18 protein-coding genes are annotated in these 24865 nt (G+C 54.4%); 5 read left to right on the top strand and 13 right to left on the bottom strand.

Annotated elements, in window-relative coordinates:
• Positions 1-100 precede the first annotated feature (100 nt).
• Both gltB and TRICHSKD4_RS13745 read left to right on the top strand, forming a co-directional pair.
• Positions 101-4828: a glutamate synthase large subunit gene (gene gltB / locus TRICHSKD4_RS13750; RefSeq protein ID WP_009467599.1), complete on the top strand. Its 4728-nt coding sequence runs from the start codon at positions 101-103 to the stop codon at positions 4826-4828.
• A gap of 85 nt (positions 4829-4913) precedes the next feature.
• Positions 4914-6344 carry a glutamate synthase subunit beta gene (locus tag TRICHSKD4_RS13745; protein ID WP_009467598.1) on the top strand — a complete coding sequence of 477 codons (1431 nt, stop codon included), beginning with the start codon at positions 4914-4916 and terminating at the stop codon, positions 6342-6344.
• Between the two features lie 67 nt (positions 6345-6411).
• Here TRICHSKD4_RS13745 and TRICHSKD4_RS13740 read toward each other — a convergent pair whose 3' ends face one another.
• From TRICHSKD4_RS13740 to TRICHSKD4_RS13730, 3 genes are all read right to left on the bottom strand, one after another.
• Positions 6412-7545, bottom strand: coding sequence for a GDSL-type esterase/lipase family protein (locus TRICHSKD4_RS13740; protein ID WP_208993097.1), 1134 nt, complete (start codon positions 7543-7545; stop codon positions 6412-6414).
• A 35-nt stretch (positions 7546-7580) separates the two neighbouring features.
• Positions 7581-8828: a lytic murein transglycosylase gene (locus tag TRICHSKD4_RS13735; RefSeq protein WP_009467596.1), complete on the bottom strand. Its 1248-nt coding sequence runs from the start codon at positions 8826-8828 to the stop codon at positions 7581-7583.
• An 89-nt stretch (positions 8829-8917) separates the two neighbouring features.
• Positions 8918-10384: an outer membrane beta-barrel protein gene (locus tag TRICHSKD4_RS13730; RefSeq protein ID WP_009467595.1), complete on the bottom strand. Its 1467-nt coding sequence runs from the start codon at positions 10382-10384 to the stop codon at positions 8918-8920.
• A gap of 217 nt (positions 10385-10601) precedes the next feature.
• Here TRICHSKD4_RS13730 and TRICHSKD4_RS13725 point away from each other — a divergent pair, with 217 nt between their 5' ends.
• The 3 genes from TRICHSKD4_RS13725 to TRICHSKD4_RS13715 all read left to right on the top strand — a co-directional run bounded on the left by TRICHSKD4_RS13725 (position 10602) and on the right by TRICHSKD4_RS13715 (position 13387).
• Positions 10602-11615, top strand: a complete 1014-nt coding sequence (locus TRICHSKD4_RS13725) for an SIS domain-containing protein (RefSeq protein WP_009467593.1) — start codon at positions 10602-10604, stop codon at positions 11613-11615.
• A 128-nt stretch (positions 11616-11743) separates the two neighbouring features.
• Positions 11744-12511, top strand: coding sequence for a motility protein A (locus tag TRICHSKD4_RS13720; RefSeq protein ID WP_009467592.1), 768 nt, complete (start codon positions 11744-11746; stop codon positions 12509-12511).
• Positions 12512-12532: 21 nt separating this feature from the next.
• Positions 12533-13387: a flagellar motor protein MotB gene (locus TRICHSKD4_RS13715; protein WP_009467591.1), complete on the top strand. Its 855-nt coding sequence runs from the start codon at positions 12533-12535 to the stop codon at positions 13385-13387.
• Here the strand turns inward: TRICHSKD4_RS13715 and TRICHSKD4_RS13710 are convergent.
• From TRICHSKD4_RS13710 to TRICHSKD4_RS13665, 10 genes are all read right to left on the bottom strand, one after another.
• Positions 13384-13857, bottom strand: a complete 474-nt coding sequence (locus TRICHSKD4_RS13710; RefSeq protein WP_009467590.1) for an NfeD family protein — start codon at positions 13855-13857, stop codon at positions 13384-13386. The two genes, TRICHSKD4_RS13715 and TRICHSKD4_RS13710, sit on opposite strands and share 4 nt — an antisense overlap.
• Positions 13854-14852 carry an SPFH domain-containing protein gene (locus tag TRICHSKD4_RS13705; RefSeq protein ID WP_009467589.1) on the bottom strand — a complete coding sequence of 333 codons (999 nt, stop codon included), beginning with the start codon at positions 14850-14852 and terminating at the stop codon, positions 13854-13856. Before TRICHSKD4_RS13705 ends, TRICHSKD4_RS13710 begins: the two co-directional genes overlap by 4 nt.
• Positions 14853-14986: 134 nt before the next feature.
• Positions 14987-16066: a ferrochelatase gene (gene hemH / locus TRICHSKD4_RS13700; protein ID WP_040616920.1), complete on the bottom strand. Its 1080-nt coding sequence runs from the start codon at positions 16064-16066 to the stop codon at positions 14987-14989.
• Between the two features lie 113 nt (positions 16067-16179).
• Complete coding sequence (locus TRICHSKD4_RS13695) at positions 16180-17415, bottom strand: phenylacetate--CoA ligase family protein (RefSeq protein ID WP_009467587.1); 1236 nt, start codon at positions 17413-17415, stop codon at positions 16180-16182.
• 39 nt (positions 17416-17454) lie between these two features.
• Entirely contained in the window at positions 17455-18312 is an 858-nt protein-coding gene (locus TRICHSKD4_RS13690; protein WP_009467586.1) for an ABC transporter ATP-binding protein, read from the bottom strand.
• A gap of 71 nt (positions 18313-18383) precedes the next feature.
• The gene (locus TRICHSKD4_RS13685) at positions 18384-19715 is read right to left on the bottom strand and encodes an ABC transporter substrate-binding protein (protein WP_009467585.1); all 1332 of its coding nucleotides are present in this window, start codon (positions 19713-19715) and stop codon (positions 18384-18386) included.
• A gap of 104 nt (positions 19716-19819) precedes the next feature.
• Positions 19820-20896 carry a branched-chain amino acid ABC transporter permease gene (locus tag TRICHSKD4_RS13680; protein ID WP_009467584.1) on the bottom strand — a complete coding sequence of 359 codons (1077 nt, stop codon included), beginning with the start codon at positions 20894-20896 and terminating at the stop codon, positions 19820-19822.
• A 6-nt stretch (positions 20897-20902) separates the two neighbouring features.
• Positions 20903-21856: a branched-chain amino acid ABC transporter permease gene (locus TRICHSKD4_RS13675; RefSeq protein WP_009467583.1), complete on the bottom strand. Its 954-nt coding sequence runs from the start codon at positions 21854-21856 to the stop codon at positions 20903-20905.
• Between the two features lie 13 nt (positions 21857-21869).
• Complete coding sequence (locus TRICHSKD4_RS13670) at positions 21870-22691, bottom strand: ABC transporter ATP-binding protein (protein WP_009467582.1); 822 nt, start codon at positions 22689-22691, stop codon at positions 21870-21872.
• Positions 22688-24673, bottom strand: a complete 1986-nt coding sequence (locus TRICHSKD4_RS13665) for an AMP-binding protein (protein ID WP_009467581.1) — start codon at positions 24671-24673, stop codon at positions 22688-22690. Before TRICHSKD4_RS13665 ends, TRICHSKD4_RS13670 begins: the two co-directional genes overlap by 4 nt.
• Positions 24674-24865: the final 192 nt, after the last annotated feature.

The following is a 24865-nucleotide window of genomic DNA, read 5'->3' as shown; positions in this document are numbered from 1 at the left end:
AACGGCCAGGGTGTCGCACGAGCCGCGTTTTTGAAAAAACGCGACCCGAACGGGACCCGACGCTGTAAAGGAGGTGGCGAAGACATTTGAGGGCGCACACATGACGAAACACGAGCTGACGACCGGCATGGGCTTGAGGAACGCGGGCAAAACGGCAACAACGCCGAAAACAGCCCTGCGAACTCGCCTTGATCTGGCCGCCGAAAAAGGGCTCTACAATCCGTCACGTGAACACGATGCCTGTGGTGTGGGCTTCGTGGCCCACATGAATGGCGAGCGATCCCACAAGGTTGTCGCTGATGGTCTCAAGGTTCTTGTAAACCTGACTCACCGCGGTGCGGTCGGCGCCGATCCGTTGATGGGCGACGGCGCGGGCATGCTCGTGCAGATCCCGCATTCATTCTTCAAGGAAGATCTGGCAGCAGCCGGAACAGAGCTGCCGGAAGAGGGTGCCTACGGTGTTGGCTTTTTCTTTCTTCCGCAAGACGATACCCTTCGGGCCAAGTGCGAAGAGATCGTTTCTCGGGTCATCGAGCAGGAAGGCCATACGTTGATCGGTTGGCGGACAGTTCCGGTCGACAATTCCAGCCTTTCCAAAACACCTGATATTGCGGCAACGGAACCTGTCTCCAAGCAGCTGTTCATCCAGCGCCGCAGCGACGAAGATCAGGACGCGCTCGAGCGACGCCTTTATGTTCTGCGCAAGGTGATTTCCAATCAGGTTCGCGCTGAAACTGATGCAGTGAAGCACGGCTTCTACATCGTATCCTTATCCAGCCGCACGATCGTCTACAAAGGCATGTTCCTCGCCTATCAGCTGGGTGCCTATTATAAAGACCTGAGCGACGACCGTTTTGTTTCAGCACTGGCACTCGTCCACCAGCGCTTTTCCACCAACACATTCCCGTCCTGGGATCTGTCTCACCCCTACCGGCTGGTTGCCCATAACGGCGAGATCAACACTCTGCGCGGCAACGTCAACTGGATGGCCGCACGTCAGGCGTCCGTCTCATCCGACTTGCTTGGCTCGGACATTTCCAAGCTCTGGCCGATTTCTTACGAAGGCCAGTCGGACACAGCCTGCTTTGACAACGCGCTCGAGTTCCTTGTCATGGGTGGATACTCGCTGGCACATGCAGCGATGATGCTAATCCCGGAAGCCTGGGCCAGCAATCCGCTAATGGACAGCAACCGTCGCGCCTTCTACGAATATCACGCAGCGCTCATGGAGCCGTGGGACGGTCCAGCTGCCGTAGCCTTTACCGATGGCCGTCAAATCGGCGCAACGCTTGACCGGAACGGCCTGCGCCCTGCCCGATATATCGTCACCGACGATGGCTTTGTCATCATGTCGTCTGAAGTCGGCGTTCTGCCGGTTGAAGAAGAAAAGATCATTCAGAAATGGCGCCTACAGCCGGGCCGAATGTTGCTTCTTGATCTTGAGCAGGGTCGCATCATTTCTGATGATGAAATCAAGCGCGATTTGTCCACGGCCAATCCTTATAAAGACTGGCTGCACCGCTCGCAGATCGTTCTGGAAGACATGCCGGGTGTGCGGGGCCGGGCCCCTGTTGCCGGCGAAAGCCTGCTCGACCGCCAACAAGCCTTTGGCTACAGTCAGGAAGACATCAAACTTTTGATGCAGCCCATGGCGACAATTGGTCAGGAAGCCATCGGCTCTATGGGCACTGACACTCCGCTGTCTGCCCTGTCTGACAAATCGAAGCCACTTTACACTTACTTCAAGCAAAACTTCGCGCAGGTGACCAACCCACCGATCGATCCGATCCGCGAAGAACTTGTCATGAGCCTGGTGTCGTTTATCGGCCCACGCCCGAACATCTTTGATCTTAAAGGCGCCTCCACGTCCAAGCGTCTGGAAGTTCGCCAACCGATCTTGACCAATGAAGATCTGGAGAAAATCCGGGCTATTGGCGACATTGGCGACAACCAGTTCTCCGCTAAAACGCTGGATATCACCTATAACTCCGAAAAGGGTGCAGGTGGCATGGAAGGCGCTCTCGAGCGTCTGTGCGAACGTGCTGAAAAAGCCGTGCGTGATGGTGACAACATCATCATCCTGTCTGACCGCATGATCTCGCGGAACCGGATCGCAATCCCGGCCCTTTTGGCAACCGCAGCAGTCCACCATCACCTCATCCGCAAAGGTCTTCGGACATCTGTCGGTCTGGTTGTTGAAACTGGCGAAGCACGTGAAGTTCATCACTTCTGTGTTCTGGCAGGTTATGGCGCTGAAGCGATCAACCCGTATCTTGCCTTCGAGACGCTCCTGTCCATGCATGCCGACACTGAGTTCCCGGAAGAAGTGGACGCGGACGAGGTTGTCCATCGCTACATCAAGTCGATCGACAAGGGCATCTTGAAGGTCATGTCCAAAATGGGCATTTCGACCTACCAGTCCTATTGCGGCGCTCAAATTTTTGACGCTATCGGCCTGTCAAACACATTCGTTGAAAAATACTTCTTCGGCACGGCAACCATGATCGAAGGCATCGGCCTTGATGAAGTTGCCAAGGAAACCGTCGACCGCCACAACGAAGCCTTTGGCAACGTTCATGTTCTCAAGCGGTCTCTGGAAGTTGGCGGCGAATATGCCTATCGGATCCGCGGTGAAAACCACATGTGGACGCCGGATTCCATCGCTCATCTCCAACATGCGGTTCGCTCCAATCTGCCGGAGAAATACCGCGAGTTTGCCAAGTCAGTGAATGAAGAGAGCGGTCGTTTTGCGATCCGCGGTCTGTTCCGCATCAAGTCAGCCGATGAGTTGGGCCGCAAGCCCATCGACATTTCCGAAGTCGAACCCGCGCAAGACATCGTCAAGCGGTTCGGCACAGGGGCGATGTCCTTTGGATCGATTTCCAAGGAAGCGCACTCCACGCTGGCCGTTGCCATGAACCAGATTGGCGGCAAGTCGAACACTGGTGAAGGCGGCGAAGAGCCAGAGCGCTTTAATCCGCTACCAGATGGATCAACAAACCCGCAACGCTCGGCTATTAAACAGGTCGCGTCCGGTCGCTTCGGGGTCACCACTGAATATCTGGTCAACTCCGATATGATCCAGATTAAAGTGGCCCAAGGTGCAAAGCCTGGTGAAGGTGGTCAGTTGCCCGGTCACAAGGTCGATGCCGTGATCGCAAAGGTACGCCATTCAACACCGGGTGTGGGTCTGATTTCACCACCACCGCACCACGACATTTATTCCATCGAAGATCTGGCTCAGCTGATCTACGACCTTAAAAATGTGAACCCGGTTGCAGACATCTCGGTCAAATTGGTGTCCGAAGTGGGTGTTGGTACAGTCGCCGCCGGTGTGGCTAAGGCACGGGCAGACCATATCACCGTTTCCGGTTTTGATGGCGGAACGGGCGCATCCCCGCTTACATCTATCAAACATGCAGGCAGCCCATGGGAAATTGGCCTTGCGGAAACCCAACAGACCTTGGTTTTGAACGGTCTGCGTTCACGGGTTTGTCTGCAGGTTGATGGCGGTTTGCGAACAGGACGCGATGTGCTAGTCGGTGCCTTGCTTGGCGCAGATGAGTTCGGCTTCTCAACCGCTCCGCTGATCGCAGCGGGTTGCTTGATGATGCGCAAGTGTCACCTCAACACCTGCCCGGTTGGAATTGCGACGCAAGACCCTGTTCTGCAGAAGCGCTTCAAGGGCACTCCCGAGCAGGTCGTCAACTACTTCTTTTTTGTTGCAGAAGAGCTGCGGGAAATGATAGCATCGATTGGTGTCGCCAAACTCGATGAGATCATTGGCAAGACAGAATTCCTTGATCAGGAAGCCGCCATCGAGCACTGGAAAGCCAAGGGCCTCGACTTCTCCCGGATCTTCCACATGCCGGATGCTCCTGCAGAAGACATCCGCTGGACGATGACCCAGGAACACCCGATTGACGATATTCTCGACCGTCGTCTGATCGCAGCTGCAAAGCCCGCAATCGAGAACAAGGAACAGACCGTCGTCAACGAGACCATCTGTTCTGTCGACCGGTCTGTTGGTGCCATGTTGTCTGGTGAAATCGCCAAGCGTTACGGCAGCAAAGGCCTGAAAGACGACACTTTGAAGATCAATCTGAAAGGCACTGCCGGTCAGGCCTTCGGAGCGTTCGTTGCCAAGGGCGTCACAATCGACCTGGAAGGCGATGCCAACGACTATGTCGGCAAGGGCCTTTCCGGTGGCCGCATTATTGTTCGCCCACCTGAAAACACCCGGATTGTTCCGGAAGACAGCATCATTGTCGGCAACACCGTTCTTTACGGTGCAACGACCGGTGAGTGTTACTTCCGGGGGGTAGCTGGCGAACGTTTCGCGGTTCGCAATTCCGGCGCAGTTGCCGTCGTTGAAGGCGTTGGCGATCATGGCTGTGAATACATGACCGGCGGCGTAGTTGTCGTTATCGGGCAAACTGGACGCAACTTTGCAGCTGGTATGTCAGGTGGCATCGCCTATGTGCTGGACGAGGACGGTTCCTTCGGATCACGCTGTAATCTGGCCATGGTTGAACTGGAGCCAGTCTCCGAAGAAGACGATCTTCTCGAAAAGCTCCACCACCATGGCGGGGATATTGAGCACAAGGGCCGTGTAGACGTCACCGGCGACATGACCCGTCACGATGACGAGCGTTTGCGGCAACTGCTGCAAAAGCATGTCGAGTACACAGGCTCCACGCGTGCTCAGGAAATCCTGGATGACTGGGCAACCTTCCGACCGAAATTCGTGAAGGTAATGCCAGTTGAATATCGCCGCGCCTTGCGCGAAATGGAACAGCAGCGTCTGGGTATGGTCGCCGCCGAATAATCAAGCCACCACACGGAAAGCTCTCGGGTGCTCAAGCACCCGATGGCAGCTCTCCAAGTGAAGCCAAGCAACTGAGGAGGTCACCTTGGGCAAGGTTACCGGATTTTTGGAAATCGACCGGCAGGAACAAAAGTACCAGCCAGCATCAGACCGTATTCGCCATTTTCGCGAGTTCACAATCCCGCTCAAAGAGGCGGAGATTGAAAATCAAGCCGCACGCTGCATGGACTGCGGCATTCCCTTCTGCCACGGACCGACCGGTTGCCCGGTGAACAACCAGATTCCGGACTGGAATGACCTTGTCTATCAGGGCGACTGGGAACTGGCGCTGCAGAACCTGCATTCCACCAACAATTTCCCGGAATTTACGGGTCGAATTTGCCCCGCCCCATGCGAAGAAGCCTGCACGCTTAATCTGGAAGATGTGCCGGTTAACATCAAATCCGTTGAGCAAGCCATCGCCGACAAGGGTTTTGCTGAGGGTTGGATTGTCCCGCAGCCCGCTGCAATCAAAACCGGCAAAGCTGTCGCTGTTATTGGCGCAGGTCCTGCAGGCATGGCCGCAGCGCAACAACTAACCCGGGCTGGCCATACCGTGCACGTTTATGAGCGCGAGCCGAAAGCAGGCGGCCTCCTGCGTTATGGCATTCCCGACTTCAAGATGGAAAAACACTATATCGACCGCCGCGTTGAACAGCTGGAAGCTGAAGGTGTCACATTCCATTACGGTGTGAACATCGGGGTCAATGAAACCCTTGAAGACCTGGCAGATCGTCATGATGCCGTAATTCTGTGTGCTGGAGCTGAGCGCCCGCGTGATCCGGGCGTGTCCGGCATGGAGCTGGAAGGATGCCACTGGGCCATGGAGTATCTGGTACAGCAAAACCGCCGGGTTGGTGGCGAACCGGAAACCGGTGAAGCTCCGATCTGGGCAGGTGGAAAACACGTCGTTGTCATCGGCGGCGGCGACACAGCCTCTGACTGCGTTGGCACATCATTCCGTCAGGGTGCACTTTCTGTCACACAGCTCGATATCCGCCCGATCCCGCCGATCAAGGAAGACAAGATGGCCTTCTGGCCGTATTGGCCGACCAAGTTCCGAACCTCTTCCTCGCAAGCCGAGGGGGCAGAACGTGAATTTTCTGCAGCCACCCTCGCTCTTTTTGGCGAGGAAGGGCGCGTGACCGGCGTAAAATGCGCTCGGGTCGATGAGAAGCGCGCTCCAATCGAAGGATCTGAATTTATTCTTCGTGCTGATCTCGTTCTGGCGGCTATTGGCTTTTCCGGTCCATTGCTCGATACATTTGTCTCCCAGAGTGGAGAAAAATTGGAGCTGGATGGCCGAACCAACGTCAAGGCCAACACCGAAGACTACAAGACAAGCATGGACAAGATTTTTGCTGCAGGCGATGTGCGCCGTGGACAGTCACTGGTTGTCTGGGCAATCCGCGAAGGCCGGCAAGCAGCCCGCGCTGTCGACGAGTTCCTGACCGGATCAAGCGACCTACCTCGCTAAACGATGAAAATCACGAATGAAAAAGCCGCCAGCGGAATCCGCTGGCGGCTTTTTATTGGGCTACGATTTATTGTAATCGCGTATCGTCAACCCGGCCCTCGACCCGCGGCAAAGCCTCGCCGCGCACCAGAAAACCATATGTGGCGCCATCTGCATCCGGATCTTCAGTGCGAGCATCACCACCCAAAAGTTCCGCTTCCGGTGAGGTTGTCCGCCCTGTCAGCACGATGAAATTCGGGTCATCTTCAACCCCCTCAAACGCCAAACCTCCATAGCCGCCGAGCAAGCGAAGAAGCTCGCGTTCAACAAAGAAGGCCACCTTTTGGTTGCCTGACCAGTTGAAGCCGATCTTGTCCTGACTTCTCAAACGTCGCCGCTGACCATCCACATCCGGACCAAACGAGGTGTAATTGCCGTTTTCGGACAAGAAGATGTCCCAGATATCGACAAAACGTGTCCGCCGATCTTCTGCAGCCTGTCGGTAATTATCATTCAGCGCCAAGAAATCAGCGTTGCGTTTGCGGGCACCCGTTGGTGGAAGACTGACCCAAACGATCGGCAACCGCTCACGGCGCACTGTAGCGACGATGGACTGAACCTTCTTTAGGTAAGCTGTGTCCCAACCCGGCTCAAGAAACGGGATAGGCGGATCTCCGGGCATTGGCTCACGCCGGTCATATCGACCCAACATGACGACGACAGCCTCAACGTCTGACCCACGGATCCGGGACAATATCTCGGTCGACCAATCGGGAACCTCAATCCCAGCCAATCCCTTGCTTTTATGAATAAGCCGATCAACCCTGACAGCAGGCTGTTCGGCCAAAACGCGGCGAAGACCGTCGGCAACGCCGTCAGCCATTTGATCGCCAACAACAAGGATGACCCCCGCATTCGGGTCTTTGGGCAGCTCCACCACCTGTGGCGCCGCCCGCACTGCAGGTGCAGACCGACGCCTGTTGGTTTTGCGTTTTGTTTTTTTCGGCTCTTGTTTACCTTTGAAGATACCAAAGAACGAACGAAACGGGTTGAAGCCCTGATTGTTCTGCGCCACTTGGAACGAACCGCCGGAGCTCTGCGCAACGGCACTCTGAATGGACCCGGTCGCGGCAAAAGCGGTTATGAGCATCAAGACGCACAAAAGGTGGCTGAATGTCCAGCCACCTTTGTGGTTTTCAAATTTGAAGCTTGGTCCGGCCACCAAGATCCGCTCCAACAGTTAAACTTCCGACGAGTTTAACTGCCTTGACGGACTTTCGCCAGCAAAACCACAGAAGCATACCCATCCGGGATCAAGCCACGAGAGCGCTGGAAAGCCCGGATACCACGCCGTGTTGCAGGACCCACCTTTCCGTCAGCGCTACCAACGCTAAAGCCCTTCCGGTTGAGCGCGTTTTGCAGCTCGGCAACTTCACTGCGTTTCAGTGGCAAATGCTCCCGAGACCAATCGCCCGCCAAAGGCCCACCGCCGATCAAACGATCAGCCAAGTGTCCCACGGCCAGAGCGTATGCAGTGGCATTATTATACCGCTTTATGACGTAAAAATTCTTGAGCATCAGGAACTTCGGGCCATTCACGCCCGCTGGCATCACGAGCACAGCCCGGTCTGAAGGACGCGGGAACTGACGACCATTCACCCGGCCAACACCGCGTCGTGCCCATTCGCCAAGTGTCAGCGTGGTGTCGTCGTCAGCAAGGCGGAAGTCGAAGTTCCGCGGCAGAGAGATCTCATAGCCCCATGTCTTGCCGGTTTGCCAGCCATGCTTTTTCAAATAGAAGGCCGTTGAAGCAAGGGCATCGGGGATGGTCGTCCAGATATCGCGGCGACCATCGCCGTCAAAGTCGACAGAATAGGCATTCCAACTGGTTGGCATAAATTGGGTATGGCCCATGGCTCCGGCCCAGGAGCCTTCCATATCCTCAAACTTTACGTGCCCGCCCTGGACAATCGCCAGCGCTTTCAAAAGTTCCTTACGCCAGAACTTTTGGCGGCGCGGTGCGCCATAAGCCAAGGTCGCCAGTGCCTGAATGACGTTATGCTTGCCCATGAAGCTGCCGTAGTTGGTCTCCATGCCCCAGATCGCCAGCACGGCTTCCCGGTCCACGCCATAACGCGCCTCAATTGCAGCCAAAACGTCACGGTATTCGACCAGCAACTCTCGTCCGCGCTCTACACGTGTTTCAGAGACAGCGCTGTCGAGATACTCCCAGATTGGCTTCACAAACTCCGACTGCTTGTTCATCAAGCGGAGTGTGTCCTTGTCTGGCGTCATGCCGATAAAAACCTTGTTGTAGACGTCTGGCTGAATTCCATACGATTGGGCTGTTGGCCAGAAGTCCCGTAGGAACTGATTGAAGCCCGGGTCCGCTTGGGCTTGGAGGCCCGTGCACAGGAAGACAAGGCTGAAGAGGCTCACCTTAAGGCGTGAGAACCATTTAAATCCGCTGAGACGCATGTGTGGATCAACAACTCTGAAATTCATACTAGCCTCCCGGTGCCCATGACGCGGTAACGTGCCCCCCAGCATCGTGACTGTCCCTAAGCAAATCGACGAAAACGGTAACCAAAGCCTTAATGGCGAATACGAACGCCTGCCTCGATGCTGTTTTCCGTGTAATCACTTCCGTTGTCGCTGCTGTCGAAACGTCTATGCGTATATTGTGTTGTCAAAGCGACATTGCGGGAAATCGCGTAAGTCAGCCCCAAAAGGCCGGTCGCCGTCCGCTCTTCGACATCAATGCCCTGATAGTCACGCAGCTCATAGCCAATCCCGGCTTCCGCTGCGAACCGATCGCTAAATCCGTGCGCGATTCGCAAATCGCCTGAATAAATGATCGAGCCACTGGCACCGTCCACATCTGTGGTATCGAAGTTTGTACCGAGCCCTGCAGTAACCGTTGTCAAACGGCTCGGCGACCAAACGAGTGAGGCATCCACGGTAAGCCCCGCTAGATCCTCCAGCCGCTTATCATCCAGATCCTCAATCCGGTAACCGGCACTAATTTCACCGTTCAGCTTGGGACCAGACGAAACAACAACACCGCCGCGAAGCGCATATCCCTTCGAGTTCCGATCCTCACAAATGGCGTCACTGCATGTCTTGTCGAACCGGCGCCACAAAAATGAACCTTCAACAAAAGGCGACAACACGCCCCCACCGTTGCTATCAAGCCTCAGGTTCGCGGAATAAAGCGTATTGTCTCTGGAGCTGGAATTGGTCGCGCTATTTGTATCATCTGCTGTGTAGATGCTCCGATCGACACCACCACTTGCGGTTACCGAAAGTAGCCCCGCATCCCGAGTTGCACCAAGGTCAAGAGAAATAGAGTGGACATCGTCCGTGCCATTGGCACTCTCAAGGCTGGAGCCATCTTCTTGAGAGTAGGTATAGGCAAGACCGCCATTGACCGTCGTGCGGTTTGAAACATCGAGACGCAAACGAGCAGATGCAAGGACATTACCTTCATCATCATCAGTTGATCCGGGATAACCGACATAAGTTCCGCGCAGTGCAAGATCCAGCTGATGGCGGGACCAATCTGATGTCGCTGTGATGTTCGGAGTTATCCGGTAAAGCTGACCGCTTTCACCATTGGCAGAGCCGGACTGATTGTCCGTCCACCCACCCGTGAGAGTGAGCTCAGGGAATATAGTGAAGGTCCCTACCCGCAAACCGCGCGCTTCATCGAAGGTGGTGTCCCCACCATAAACACCAGGATCCAATTGGTTCTCGTTGCCGCCTATCCGCGACACAGCAGCCAGACGGTCAGAAAACGGCCGCACAGGTGTGGCCCGATTACCCAATCGCAAACCGGTAGAGCCAACTTCTTCGGTGGCTGTATTGGAGGCGCCGGGCAGCCCGACATCTGCTTGAGCTGGGTTTCTTTGCGCAGTTCCAGCTTCCGGCTGATCTTCCGCCAGCGGACCCAGATTGTCATCTGCCACGGAGCCACGCAAATCCAGACCCGCGTCCTGGGCGAACACAGCTGTGCCCATGGCAAGCCAAACGGTCAGAAAGTACTTGGAAAGGCGCGGCATTCCGGTCCTGGATCATATAATAAGAGGTTTTCTGCCTTAATACTTCCCAAACTATGGTTAATGCTTTGTTTCCAGCTGTTGCAAAAAGCGAAAATCCCACCTGCAACACACGTAATTCAATAGCCTTTATCCGAACGACCCAAACGCACCAGCTTGCAGCACCTCTCAGAACACCTTATGGGTCTGCAAGCAAACAGCCGAACAAATGAGCACCTGCATGACCACGAAAACTTCAGAAACAGGACAAAACGAGCTTGATGATCTGCAATCAAGAAGTCTGGTTTCTGCAGAACGAACGCTAGAAACAGAGATTGCGGGACTCAGCGCACTGCGCGCGGCTCTGAAGGACAGTCTGGCCAAACCCTTTGCAGACACGGTTCGCCTGATCAAAGAAAGCAAGGGCCGTGTTGTTGTGTCCGGGATTGGGAAAAGCGGTCACATTGGTACAAAGCTGGCCGCCAGCCTCGCCTCCACCGGAACGCCAGCATTCTTTGTCCATGCCAGTGAAGCCAGTCACGGCGATCTTGGCATGATCATGGAAAATGATGTTGTCATTGCTCTGTCATGGTCTGGGGAAACGCAAGAGCTCGCCGGAATTGTTGCCTATGCCCGACGGTTCAAGGTGCCACTGGTAGCCGTAACCTCTCGCCTGGACAGCACATTAGGCCGAGCCGCAGATGTTGTCTTAAACCTGCCGAAGGTCACCGAGGCGTGCCCTCATGGTCTTGCCCCAACAACATCAGCCCTCGCTCAACTGGCTATGGGCGACGCACTGGCCGTCGCTCTTTTGGAAAGCAGAGATTTTTCAGCTCAGGATTTCCGGGTTTTCCATCCAGGCGGAAAGCTCGGTGCAAGCCTCACAAATGCACGAGACATCATGCACAAGGGTGAGACTTTGCCCCTTGTGAACAGTTCCACGCCGATGCGTGAAGGCATCGTGTTGATGACACAAAAGGGATTTGGCGCTCTTGGCGTTACTGATGAAACCGGAAATCTTGTCGGCATCATAACGGACGGTGATCTACGCCGTCACATCAGCTCAGACTTCCTGGATCTTCCGGCCTCAGAAATTATGACGGCCGGCCCGAAAACCATTCGCTCCGACATGATGGCAGCGGCTATTCTTGAGTTGTTGAACAGTTCATCGATTACCTCGGTTTTCGTTGTTGAAGAACAAAAACCGGTTGGCATCGTTCATCTTCATGATCTTTTGCGAATTGGCGCTGCCTGACGAAGAATTCAAAAATCCGACCCTGGAAGAGCACTTTCTTCTTTATGGTTAGGAATTGATTAGCCTAGTTCTACCTACATTAAGCATCAGCAGTTAACGGGCCTAGGCCCACGAGTTTGGTGTGCTTGATGGATTTAGCAACTCTAATCGGTGTTCTCGGCGCCTTCGGTATTGTGGCGACCGCTATCCTGTTGGGCGGCAGCTTCAGTCAGTTCATCGACGTTCCGTCAATCCTGATCGTTATCGGTGGTGGTTTGTTGGCCACCTTGATCCGGTTTCAGTTGAATGACATTGCGACGGCCTTTATCACAGCTTTTAAATGCGCCTTCACTGGCAAGGCCGCCAACCCGCGCGACCTGATTGCGGAAATCACGAATCTCGGCGACATTGTTCGCAAGTCAGGCCCACTAGGCCTTGAGAACGTAGACATTTCTGACCCCGTTCTCGCCAAGGGTGTCCAGTACATCGCCGACGGTTACGAGACGGAATTCATCAAGGATTCCATGGAGCGCGAGCGAGATCTCAATCTGACCCGATTGTCAGAGGGCAAGCGCGTCATGAAGGCTCTTGGAGATTCAGCACCTGCCTTCGGCATGATTGGAACGCTGGTCGGTCTGGTGCAGATGCTTGCCAACATGGACGACCCAGCCGCAATTGGCCCGTCCATGGCGGTTGCGCTCTTGACCACTCTCTACGGCGCGCTCCTTTCCAACGTTCTCTGTCTGCCTTTGGTGGAAAAGCTGGACGCAAAGTTCGACGTCGACGAATTGAACCAGACCTTGATTATCGAAGGGGTTCTCCAAATCCGGGAGAACAAGAGCCCGGCTCTTATTCAGGAAATGCTTTTGGCCTACCTGCCAGAGAAAGCTCGGGCAGAGTTCGCCGAAGCAGCCTAATCCCAACCGGAGGCACACCACGTGGCAAAGAAGAAAAAGGAAGGCGGCGGCGGCGCTCCAGAATGGCTTGTGACTTTTGCCGACCTTATGTCTCTGCTTGTGTGCTTCTTCGTTCTCATCATCTCCTTCTCCATTCAGGACAAGGAGAAACTACAAGTCGTCGCTGGCTCAATGGCAGAAGCCTTTGGTGTGAAGGAGAACTCCCGAAAAACAGGTGTTATCGAGGTGGAAGGCATTCCGATCCGCCAATACATGAAGGATATCAGCCAGGTTGAGCAGGACATGGATTCGGATTTTTCCGAGGAGGTCCATGACAGAAAGCGTAAACAAGGCCCGGAAGCAAACACGCACGAGACGGAAGAGGCTGAAATCGAGCGCCCTCGTCAGTTTGCCACAGCTGCTGCATCCCTTCGCCAAGCCTGGCAGGAAATGCCCGAGATCACCGAAATCTCAAGCAATATAATTCTCGAAGAAAGCGAAGAAGGCCTCAACATCATGCTGGTCGATCAGGACGGTCGATCCATGTTCCGCGAAGGCTCCAAGTATCCGTATGAGACAACCCGTCGCCTTCTTGCAAAAATGGCACCTGTCCTGTCCCAGATGCCAAATCGGGTGGAAATCACTGGACATACGACCGCGGGCGGACGTTCAGTTGATCCAGCCTATACAGGTTGGGATCTCTCCGCCGAACGCGCAAATGTTGCACGACAAATTCTGGCGGAATACGGGGTACCGTCAAACCAGTTCTATGCTGTAATCGGGAAATCTGATTCCGAACCGCTCTTCCCGAACGATCCTTATCTCGCCTCAAACCGGCGGGTGGAGATCCTGCTGAAAGCAGAAGCCCCACCAATCCCACCGGGTCATAATCCCTAATTCTCAGCAGTTGGATTTTCAGACGTCACAGCGTCAACAACCAGTTTGGAACCATCCAGTTGGGTGACTTCCACCGTGGTTCCAGCGGGCAGGTCTGGCCCAGAAATTCTCCAGACAGTATCGTCGACGGACAGCTTGCCCTCCCCTTGCAAGATGGGTGCTGCCAAAACGAAATGACGACCGACATAACGGCTGCCGCGTTTATTCAGGTTTGGATCACCGGACTGATCATCACCCTTTGCCATATATTTGCGGCCAATCAGCAGGGCAGCAAGCGACAGCACAAGAAAGATCACCAGATCAACTTGCCAGGCAAAATCAGTGAAAAACCCCAATGCGCCAACAACAAATGCGGACAGGCCGAACCAGAGAAAAAAGGTGCTGGGGACCAGTATTTCCAGCCCTAGAAGCAACAGTCCGAGGAGCCACCAGCTCCACGGACCCAGCTCTTCAATCAAGCGCATGATCATGCGCCGTCTCCGCTGTCATTGCGGTTCATCGTCGGCACCCGGCCAGAAGAGGACTTGTTGCTGTCTCCATCTCGCCCAAAGGCTTCCTTGGCGATCTCACCGATTCCACTGAGCGATCCAAGCAGGGACGAGGCTTCCATTGGAAGGATTAAGGTCTTCTGGTTTCTGGAGGTTGCCAGTTCCTTGAACGCTTCGACATATTTGTTGGCAACGAAGTAGTTGATGGCTTGAACATCTCCGGTGGCGATTGCCTGACTGACCATTTGTGTGGCCTTGGCTTCAGCTTCCGCTTCACGTTCGCGGGCTTCAGCGTCGCGGAAAGCAGATTCCTTGCGGCCTTCAGCCTCTAGGATCAGCGATTGCTTTTCGCCTTCGGCTTTCAGGATTTCGGACTGCCGCTTACCCTCAGCTTCGAGAATGGCTGCCCGCTTTTCACGCTCGGCCTTCATTTGACGGGCCATCGCGTCAACAAGATCCCGCGGCGGATTAATGTCCTTGATCTCAATACGCGTGATCTTCACGCCCCAAGGCTCGGCTGCGGTATCAACAACGTGCAACAGCTTGGCGTTGATCTCATCACGATTTGACAGGAGCTGGTCCAAGTCCATCGACCCCATGACCGAGCGGATATTGGTCATGGTCAGGTTCAGGATCGCGTTTTCCAGACCAAGTACCTCATAGGCCGCACGCGCAGCGTCAACGACCTGATAAAAGGTAACACCATCAGCCGTAATGGTAGCATTGTCCCGAGTGATGACTTCCTGTGCGGGAACGTCCAGAACCTGCTCCATCATGTTCAACTTGTGACCAATGGAATCCACAAATGGAATGATGAGATTAAGACCCGGGGTCAACGTCTTGCGGTAACGACCAAAACGCTCGACCGTATAATTGTAACCTTGCGGCACGGTCTTGACACCAGAAAAGATGACAAGAACGACGAGAACCAAAAGGCCAATCAGAAAGATATCAAGTCCCAGCAAATCTGCGGGCATAACAAACTCCGTCGCAATTCAACAAATGATTTGCGGCGGAGTATGCTCTGGAAAAATGACGATATCCAGTCGTCAGCGGAACTTTTAACAGCCAAGGCTAACGTAACTGGTACCTTCGGAGTCCGGCGTTTACCCTAGAGCCAGCCAGAGAGTTCCTTGCGAACGATGTGCTCAATCACTTCCATACCCAGCTCGCTGTCATTGAGGCATGGAATATGGGTGAAGTTTTCACCCCCATGCTCTTCAAAGATCTCACCTGCTTCACCGGCAATTTCTTCAAGCGTCTCAAGGCAATCTGACACGAAGCCCGGATTCATGACTGCGATGTTCTTCACGCCATCCTTTGCAAGCTGTTCTACCGTCTTGTCCGTATAGGGTTGTAACCATTCCTCTGGTCCAAAACGAGACTGGAAAGTTAGCTTTACCTTTTCGCCTGCCTCACCCATGACCTCGCGCATCAACCGCGTCGTCTTGTGGCAGTGGCAGTGGTAAGGGTCGCCGCGTTTGAAATACGATTGCGGGATGCCATGATAGGACGTCAGAATTTGATCGGGCACAAAATCAAGGCCCACCAGATGCTCCTCAACCGACTTTGCCAGCGCATTCACATAAACTGGATCATCATGATAAGGCGGAACGGTTCGAAGGGCCGGCTGCCAACGAAGGTCCATCAAGGTCCGGCACACCTCATCGATCACCGTCGCAGTAGTGGACGCAGAATACTGCGGATAAAGCGGAAAGACCAAGAGCCGATCACAGCCAGCGTCTTTAAGTGCTTTTAAACGATCCGGAATAGACGGCTGCCCGTAGCGCATGGCCCAATCCACATGCAGGCGACCATTTTGCTCTCCCAAAATGTCCGTCAGCTTGTCAGATTGATTGCGCGTGATTGTGCGAAGCGGAGATTCGTTCTGCTCGTGGTTCCAAATTTCCTCATAGGCCTTGCCTGACTTGCCAGGACGGGTCATCAAAACAATGCCGTAAAGGATCGGATACCAAAGAGCCTTGGGCCACTCGATCACACGCTTGTCTGTCAAAAACTGCTGCAAATACCGCCGCATCGGCCAGTAAGACGTCGCATCCGGAGTGCCAAGATTGACCAATAGAACGCCAACCTTACCGGTTTTGACCTGCGGGTGATCTGCGGGAAGTTTTACCGCACGCATGTGTTGTTCTGCATCGGCAGAGATCGGGGTCGTTGGCTGAACGGTCATCAGATGTCCATGGCTGTTTGGAATTTGAGCATATGTCATAGGGCAGACGAAAGACTTCGCCAACCCATTGAAACAAATACGCGACAAACCGGCGCTGGATCACCCGAACGTGATCATTCGTACTCCCGCTCATCAGAAATCACCTTGCCATCATTCGGTAGGCTCCCGGATGGCACAAACTCCACCTCCCCTTTTAACCGAGTGATATCCCGCAAACTTTGGCTAATTGCCTCCTTGAGCGCATCACTTTGCTGATCACATTCGACTGAAAGCGTCATCGCATCACTCTCACCCGAACGACTAACCGTCAACCGCACCCGGCCTGCCTCAGGGTGACCTTTCTGAAGCTCGGCAATCTGCGCAGGATCCACAAACATACCCTTGACCTTGGTGCGTTGGTCCGCCCGGCCCATCCAACCGGCAATGCGCATGTTTGTGCGCCCGCAAGGCGATGGACCGTCAAGCACCTTGGACAAATCCCCTGTTCCAAATCGGATGAGTGGGTAGGTTCGGTTAAAACACGTCACCACCAACTCACCCACTTCACCATCGGGCACGGGGTCGTTTGTGCCCGGTCGAACAATCTCAACGATATAATCCTCGTTGACGATCATCCCGTCGCGCGCTGAACTCTCATAGGCGATAACCCCAAGGTCTGCCGTCGCATAGCACTGGGCAACGTCTACACCCCGATCTGCATATTCTTGCCGAAGAGAGGGAAACAGTGCGCCACCAGACACCAGAGCACGCTTGATGGACGAAACATTGCGGCCTTGCTCAGCTCCACGGTCCAAAAGCACCTTTAGGTAGTCCGGGGTGCCAACAAACCCTGTCGGCTTGAAGACCTCGACGGCCTCAACTTGCATATCCGTGTTCCCGACACCAGCCGGGAAAACAGCGCATCCAAGCGCTCGTGCACCACTGTCCAGAATGAACCCACCCGGTGTAAGATGATAGGAAAAAGCATTGATAACAATGTCGCCCTTCTGGAACCCGGCGGCAGCCAGCGCACGCGCACCATTCCAGGGGTCATCACCAACCGCCTGCGGCTCCCAGATGGGTCCCGGGGACATAAAAACTCTTTCAACGCCTTCGAGGTTGCCGGCGAGAAAACCTCCAAAGGGTGGAGCGTCCTTCTGGCGTTCCATGAGTTCTGACTTCCGTAGAACAGGAAGTTCGGCCAACGCATGTCGACTGGTCACCCCATCAGGCTCGCACGACTTCAAATGCGCGGCCCAACCGGGTGCATTGGCTATCGCAAAGTGGAGGAACTCCGGCAACTTGGCAAAGAGGTCCCGTTCGCGCTCGGCAGGATCCTGCCGCTCGCGCGCTGCAAATTCGTCGCTCATTGTGGTCTCCGCTTGAGTTTTACCTGGTGACGTACCGCATCAGGCAAGCCAGCGTTTTCGGCGTTTATAGTGCTTCACATTCCGGAAGGAGCGGCGCCCTTCACCCCCAACACCCAGATAGAATTCTTTTACATCCTCGTTTTCACGAAGAGCTTTGGCATCGCCGTCAAGAACAATCCGGCCAGATTCCATGATGTAGCCATATGTTGCGTAACGCAGCGCCACATTGGTGTTCTGCTCTGCCAACAGGAAGGAAACTCCCTCCTTGTCATTGAGTTCTTTCACGATTTCAAAAATTTCTTCCACGAGCTGCGGTGCCAGTCCCATGGACGGCTCATCAAGCAGGATCATTTTCGGACGGCTCATGAGTGCCCGACCAATCGCACACATTTGTTGTTCACCGCCTGACGTGTATCCAGCCTGACTTTGCCGGCGCTCTCTCAGTCTCGGAAAGTAATTATAGACCATCTCGAGGTCGGCTTTCACAGCCGCAGCACCATCGGTCCGCGTATAGGCGCCGGTTAGAAGGTTTTCTTCAATCGAAAGGTGGCCAAAACAGTGACGACCTTCCATTACCTGTATGCAGCCACGACGAACAAGATCGTTCGGTGAAAGCGCCTGAACCTCATCCTTTTCAAAAAGGATTTTGCCCTTGGTAACCTCACCGCGCTCGGCCCCCAAAAGATTGGACACGGCCTTGAGCGTTGTGGTCTTGCCCGCACCATTGGCACCTAAAAGAGCAACAATGCCGCCGCGAGGGACTGTCAGCGATACGCCTTTGAGCACGAGGATCACGTGGTCGTAGATCACCTCAATATTGTTCACGGACAATATGGTGTCCTGAGCGGCTGACTTTTCTCCCGTGTCAGCGGGCCAATCAAGTTCAAGCGTCGACATGAGCCTTCACTGCTCCAAAAATAAACTTTTTCAGGGTCTCCCGCCGCATAATACGGCGGGAGATAGAGACATCAGTTTGCGCAAGGCTCAGTCCGCTCAGGCCAAGGTGCGTTCTTTTCTGCATATTCCTTGGCTGCAGCTTCCAGAAGCGGGCGGACTGTGTCGGTCATCGGCTCGATCCAGTCAGTGACCTTGACGAATTTCTCGCCGTCCCACTCTTGAATAAAGACTGGATGGCTTCCGGAGTGATCCTCACAGGTCACTTTCATCGGATGCGCAAAACCAGCCAGGCCGATTTCCGCCAGACGGGCTTCATCGAGATTCAAGGATTCCAAACCGATCCGCATGTCTTCACCGGTGATGACCTTTTTGCCGGTCTTCTCCTGAGCAGCGCGGATGCCCTCAGCAATGATCACGGAGTTAAGGACGCCGCGATTGTAAAGCGTACCACCCATGCTCTCTACGTCTGTCGGTGATTTGCCTGCATCGACAACCAGCTTCTTGATGTCCTGCAGAGCCGGGAAGTCCATGCCCACGCCAGAGAAGTTGAGCGCCTTGTAGCCTTTGGCCTGAGCACCACCAGCTGCCGCATCATCTTCACCTGCGGACCACCAAACGCCGATGAACTTGTCCATCGGATAGCGGATCTTGACAGCTTCCTTGATGGCGGTCGGGTTCATCGCGCCCCAGCCCCACATGATCATGTAATCCGGGCGATCACGGCGGACATTCAGCCACTGTGAAGACTGGTTCTGCATTTCCTTGCCCGGAACGGCATACTTCAACAGCTCAAAGCCATGTTTTTCTGCCAATTGCTCAAGAAGCGGGATCGGCTCGCGTCCATAGCCAGCGTCAAGGAAGATGTAGCCAATCTTCTTGCCTTTGAGGTTTTCAAGTCCACCTTCCTGCTGGCCGATATACTTGATCACCACAGACGCTCCGTCCCAGTACGTGTCAGGAACGTTGAATACCCATGGGAACGTGTTTCCGTCGGCAGCTGCAGACAGGCCATAGCCCATGGACAGAACCGGGATCTTGTCGACCGATGCTTTCGGGATCAGTTGAAGCGTGATGCCGGTGGAATAAGGGTTATAGACAAGAGCGTTTTTGCCCTTCGTCGCCTCATAGCACTCCACGCCCTTTTGCGCGTTATAGCCGGTTTCACACTCTTCAATCGCGAGTTTCACGCCGCCGATACCGCCATCACGCTCATTGAGCATATGAAGATAGTCAGCCATGCCATTCGCGATATGAATACCAGAGCCAGCAAAAGGACCAGTGCGGTAGGTCAGCAGCGGCACATAATTGGCATCCTCGGCTTGAGCGACCTGCGGCGTAACACCGCCAAGGCTCACTCCAAGCGCGACAGCCGTGCCGAGCGCAAGTGTCTTCAAGTGTTTCATGCATTTCCTCCCTTGAGGTTCTGACAGCAGCAGAAACCACCGGACCCATTCGCCATTCCTCCCCGGGCGGGTCCGTCGCCCGGATGACATGACAGGGTTGGCCGTTAATAAGGGAACGGCCAGACCCGCAGCTTTTGTTTGGCAATCTGCCAAAGTCTCGCAAACCCGTGGGGCTCCACGATCAAGAAGAAAATAATCAGGCCCCCAACAACCATGAACGTCAAGTGCTCGACGGTTTCCGCGCCGATTTCCAGACCAATTGCGCTTGGAATGAACTTCAACATAACTGGCAAGATCCAGATGAAAGCCGCCCCGAGGAACGCTCCGCTCAAACTTCCCAGACCGCCCAGGATCACCATGAAGAGGATCTGGAAGGACAGGTTGATGGAATAAGATGAAGGCTCAGCCGCATTCAGCCAGAAGAACACCATCATCGCCCCGGCCACACCGCAGATATAAGACGAGACAGCAAAGGCCATCAGCTTGGTTTGAAGCGGACGAATGCCCATCAGTTCCGCAGCAATATCCATGTCGCGGATCATCATCCAGGACCGGCCAATCCGACCTCGCAGCACATTTGCGATCAGGAAGGCGATGAACACCGTAATCCCGAGAACCACAAAATAGCGTGCCAAGGGAGTGGCTTCGGCACCCGAGACGATCACACCGAACATTTCGCGTTTCGGCACCTCAATCGCACCCGACGCGTTGTCGTTATAGAGCCACGGAATGCGGATAAAGCACCATTCGAGAAAGAACTGCGCAGCAAGGGTTGTCACGGCTAAATACAGCCCTTTGATCCGCAAGCTTGGCAGGCCGAAGATCGCTCCGATGCCTGCAGAAAAGAACCCTGAGATCAGAACGAACAAAACCACGTTCACATCCGGGAAAATGGTTGTCAGCTTATAGGCAGCATAAGCCCCAACCCCCATGAACGCGCCGGTTCCTAGAGAGAGCTGACCGCAAAAGCCTGTGAGAACATTCAGCCCGATCGCAGCTAATGAAAACACCAGGAACGGGATCATGATCGACGTCAAAAAGAAGTCGTTCGCCGTCAGAGGAACGACAATAAAGGCCACGGCCAGGATGACGGCCATTCCAATCCGATCCTGCAGGATCGGGAACATGGCCTGATCAGACTGATAGCTTGTCTTGAATTGTCCGGCTTCACGATAAAACATGTCGACTTACACCCGTTCGATGATTTTTTCGCCGAAGAGACCTTGCGGCCGGAACAGCAGGAAGATGAGAGCGATGATGTAGGCAAGCCAGGATTCAATGCCGCCGCCAACAAGACCACCCCAGTAAAGCTCGCCAATCTTCTCGCCAAAGCCGATGATCAAACCACCGATGATTGCACCAGGAATTGAGGTAAAGCCCCCGAGGATCAGGACTGGCAATGCTTTGAAAGCAACGATCTCGAGCGCGAAAGATACATCAGAGCGCGCGCCCCACATGATGCCCGTTGCAAGTGCAACCAAGCCAGCAGCAAACCAGACGATAGCCCAGATCTGATTGAGAGAGATCCCCACCGACAATGCTGCCTGATGGTCATCGGCGACTGCCCGTAAGGCCCGCCCGATGCGGGTCTTGTTGAAGAAGATGCCAAGCGCAGCGACCATAATAATGGCAATGACAGCCGCCGCAATATCAATATGCTGCAGGATCACCAGTCCGCGCTCACCAAATTCAAATGCTGTTGAACCTGTCGGCAACCAGAGTTCCTCGGCAATCATCCGCTTCGGCTCACCGCCAAAGATGAACTCACCAAACCCGATCAGGAAGTAGGTCAGCCCAATGGTTGCCATCAGGAGGATGATGTCCGGCTGGTTCACCAGCGGACGCATCACCACGCGTTCAATGCCGTAGGCCAGAACCCCCATTACAACAATAGTCAAGCCGAGAGCCACAAAGGCTGGAACGCCGTTTTCATGCAGGCCCACCAGCGTCAGACCGGCAAACACCACCATGATACCTTGCGCAAAATTGAAGACGCCGGAAGCCTTGAAGATCAGAACAAAGCCGAGCGCAATCAGCGCATAAAGAATGCCGGCAACAAATCCTTCCCAAAGCACCTGCAGGAAGAAGTCCGGCATCTGGTACATCTGGACGAAGGGATCAACGAAAATATCATAAAGCATGGTTTGGTCCCCCCTAGTGGCTCACGCCGAGATACGCATCGATAACGGCTTGGCTGGCCTGCACCTCCTCAGGCGGGCCATCCGCAATTTTCTTGCCGTAATCGAGCACCACGACACGATCCGAAAGATCCATGACCACACCCATGTCATGTTCGATCAGCGCAATTGTCGTTCCGAATTCCTGGTTCACATCCAAAATGAACCGGCTCATGTCTTCTTTTTCTTCCAGATTCATACCGGCCATTGGCTCGTCAAGCAGAAGGAGTTCAGGCTCCATCGCAAGCGCACGGCCAAGTTCCACCCGCTTCTGTAGGCCATAAGGCAGCTTGCCGACCGGCGTTTTCCGGATTGCCTGAATCTCGAGGAAGTCGATAATGTCTTCGACCCTGCGCCGATGCTCGATTTCCTCCTGCTCCGCCGGTCCACGCCAGAGCAATTGCCAGAAGAAGTTCTTCTTCATCTTCAAGGACCGGCCGGACATGATGTTGTCCAGTGTCGTCATACCCTTGAACAACGCCACATTCTGGAAAGTCCGCGCTATTCCCTGACTGGCCGCCTCATAAGGCTTCATCTTCCGCCGTTCTTCCCCGCGCCAGGTAATGGTGCCTTCCTGCGGATGATAGAACCCGTTGATGACATTCAACATTGATGTTTTACCGGCTCCGTTTGGACCGATGATCGCGCGAATTTCACCCTTTTGAATGTCGAGCGAAATATCGGTGATGGCCTTCACCCCGCCGAAAGACAACGACACATTGTCGACTTTCAAAAGGACTTCGCGCTGTGTGACAGGCTCAGATGTCGGCAAGCCTTCGTTTGTGACAATCGCATTCATTCTGCCGCCTCCTGAACAGTTTCCGCGGCTGAATGCGGTGTCATATCGCGTATCTCGACAGTCGCCTCGATCGCACCCTTACGACCATCTTCAAAGGTGACCTCAGTGCGAGTGTGTTTCGAGGTTGAACCGTCATAGAGCGCCTCAATCAGCTCTCCATATCTCTCAGCAATGAAATTGCGGCGGACCTTTTGCGTCCGGGTCAGCTCCCCGTCGTCGGCATCAAGTTCCTTGTGCAGAATGAGGAAACGATTGATCTGAGCCCCAGCCATCATCGGCTCTCGCGACAAGTCGCGATTGACCTGATCGACATGTTTTTCGATCATGCCGTAGACATCAGGATGGGCCGCTAGTTCCTGATAGGAGGCATAGTTGACGTTGTTGCGCTCTGCCCATGAGCCAACAGCGGTCAGATCGATATTGATGAACGCACAGACCTTGTCACGCTCATGTCCAAACGCTACGGCTTCCTTGATATTCGGGAAAAACTTCAGCTTGTTCTCGATGTATTTCGGCGCAAACAGAGAGCCATCGGTCAGTTTGCCAACATCCTTGGCCCGATCGATGATTTTCAGGTGCCCATTATCGGCAATAATCCCTGCGTCACCGGTATGAACCCAACCATCCTCAGTCTTGGTAGACTGGGTCGCCTCGTCGTTTTTGAAATAGCCGATAAAAGACCCTGGTGATCTGTAGAGCACTTCGCCATTGTCCGCGATCTTGAGTTCAACATCCGGCGCGGGCTTGCCAACTGTGTCTCCATAGATCTCGCCATCGGGTTGCAGCGTTATATAGACGGCTGCCTCTGTCTGACCGTAAAGCTGTTTCAGATTAAGTCCCAGAGACCGGAAGAACTGGAATATCTCGGGCCCAATGGCTTCGCCGGCGGTATAGCCTACCTTGAGGCGCGTTAGCCCGATCCGGTTTTTGAGCGGACCGTAGACACAGAACTCGCCAAGAGAATACAGCACTCGATCCTTGAACGGCACGTCCTCACCATTCAGGATATTCTCGCCGCAGCGCCGAGCAACATCCATGAAATAGTCGAACATCTTGCGCTTCAAAGGACCTGCGTCCTCCATACGCACCATGATGCGTGTAAGCATGTTCTCAAACACACGCGGGGGCGCAAAGAAATAAGAAGGCGCAATCTCGAGCCGGTCTACGTCAACCGTTTCCATGCTTTCCGGGCAGTTGACACAAAACCCAGCCGTATACGCCTGAGCTAGGGAAAAGACGTGGTCGCCGACCCAAGCGAGCGGCAAATAGGCGATGATCTCATCTGTTTCATCAAGCCGGTCAAACTTGTTGGCATTTCGCGCGGAAATGACCAAGTTGTCAAAGGTCAGCATCACGCCTTTGGGGCGCCCTGTCGTACCAGAGGTATAGAGCATGACCGCCAGATCATCGCCCTTCCCCTTGGCAATAGCCTGTTCCCAACGCTCTCGGCAGCCCGCATCCGCTGATAACAGCTTTTCACCCCGGGCCTGCACATCGGTAAAAGCATGTAGTCTTGTATGGTCGTAGTCACGGAGGCCGCGTGGCTCATCATAAATAATGTGCTGAAGCGGAACATCTGCGCCATCCATCGAAAGCAGCTTGTCGACCTGTTCCTGATCTTCCACCATCGCAAAGCGAGCCTCGGCATGCGCCAGGACGTAAGCCATTTCCTCAGCCACTGAGTCGGCATACACAGGCACAGGAACACCGCCGAGTGCCTGAGTGGCGACCATGGACCAATAAAGGCGTGGTCGGTTAGAGCCGACAACTGCAACCTTGTCACCCGGCTGCAAACCAAGCTCTTGCAATCCCAGAGAAAATTTACGGATCTCGTCAAGCACCTCGGACCAGGTCCAGCTTTGCCAGATCCCAAAATCCTTTTCCCGAACAGCCGTTCGGTCTCCGAAGATCACCGCATTGCGCAGCAAAATCTTCGGAAAGGTGTCCACACCGCCAGCTGCGGTGTCGGCCAACCCTGCCATAGCGTTCCATCCCTTCCAAAAGGTGCCCCGTTTTCCGGGGTCAACTTATGCGAGCCATAAAACAACCCTCTCGCGGCTTCTTCAAGGACAACTTTCGTCCGCATTAAAGAGTGTTCGCTCGGCTCTTCGAGAACGCTAGTCCTGCAAGGTTACGCCAATATGTTACAAATGTTACGAAATATGTCATTGCGA

It is taken from the genome of Roseibium sp. TrichSKD4 (assembly GCF_000148725.1).
In the GTDB taxonomy this organism is placed as follows: Bacteria; Pseudomonadota; Alphaproteobacteria; order Rhizobiales; family Stappiaceae; genus Roseibium.
Note: the sequence above shows the minus strand (reverse complement) of the source record. Positions and strands in the feature narration are given on the sequence as shown.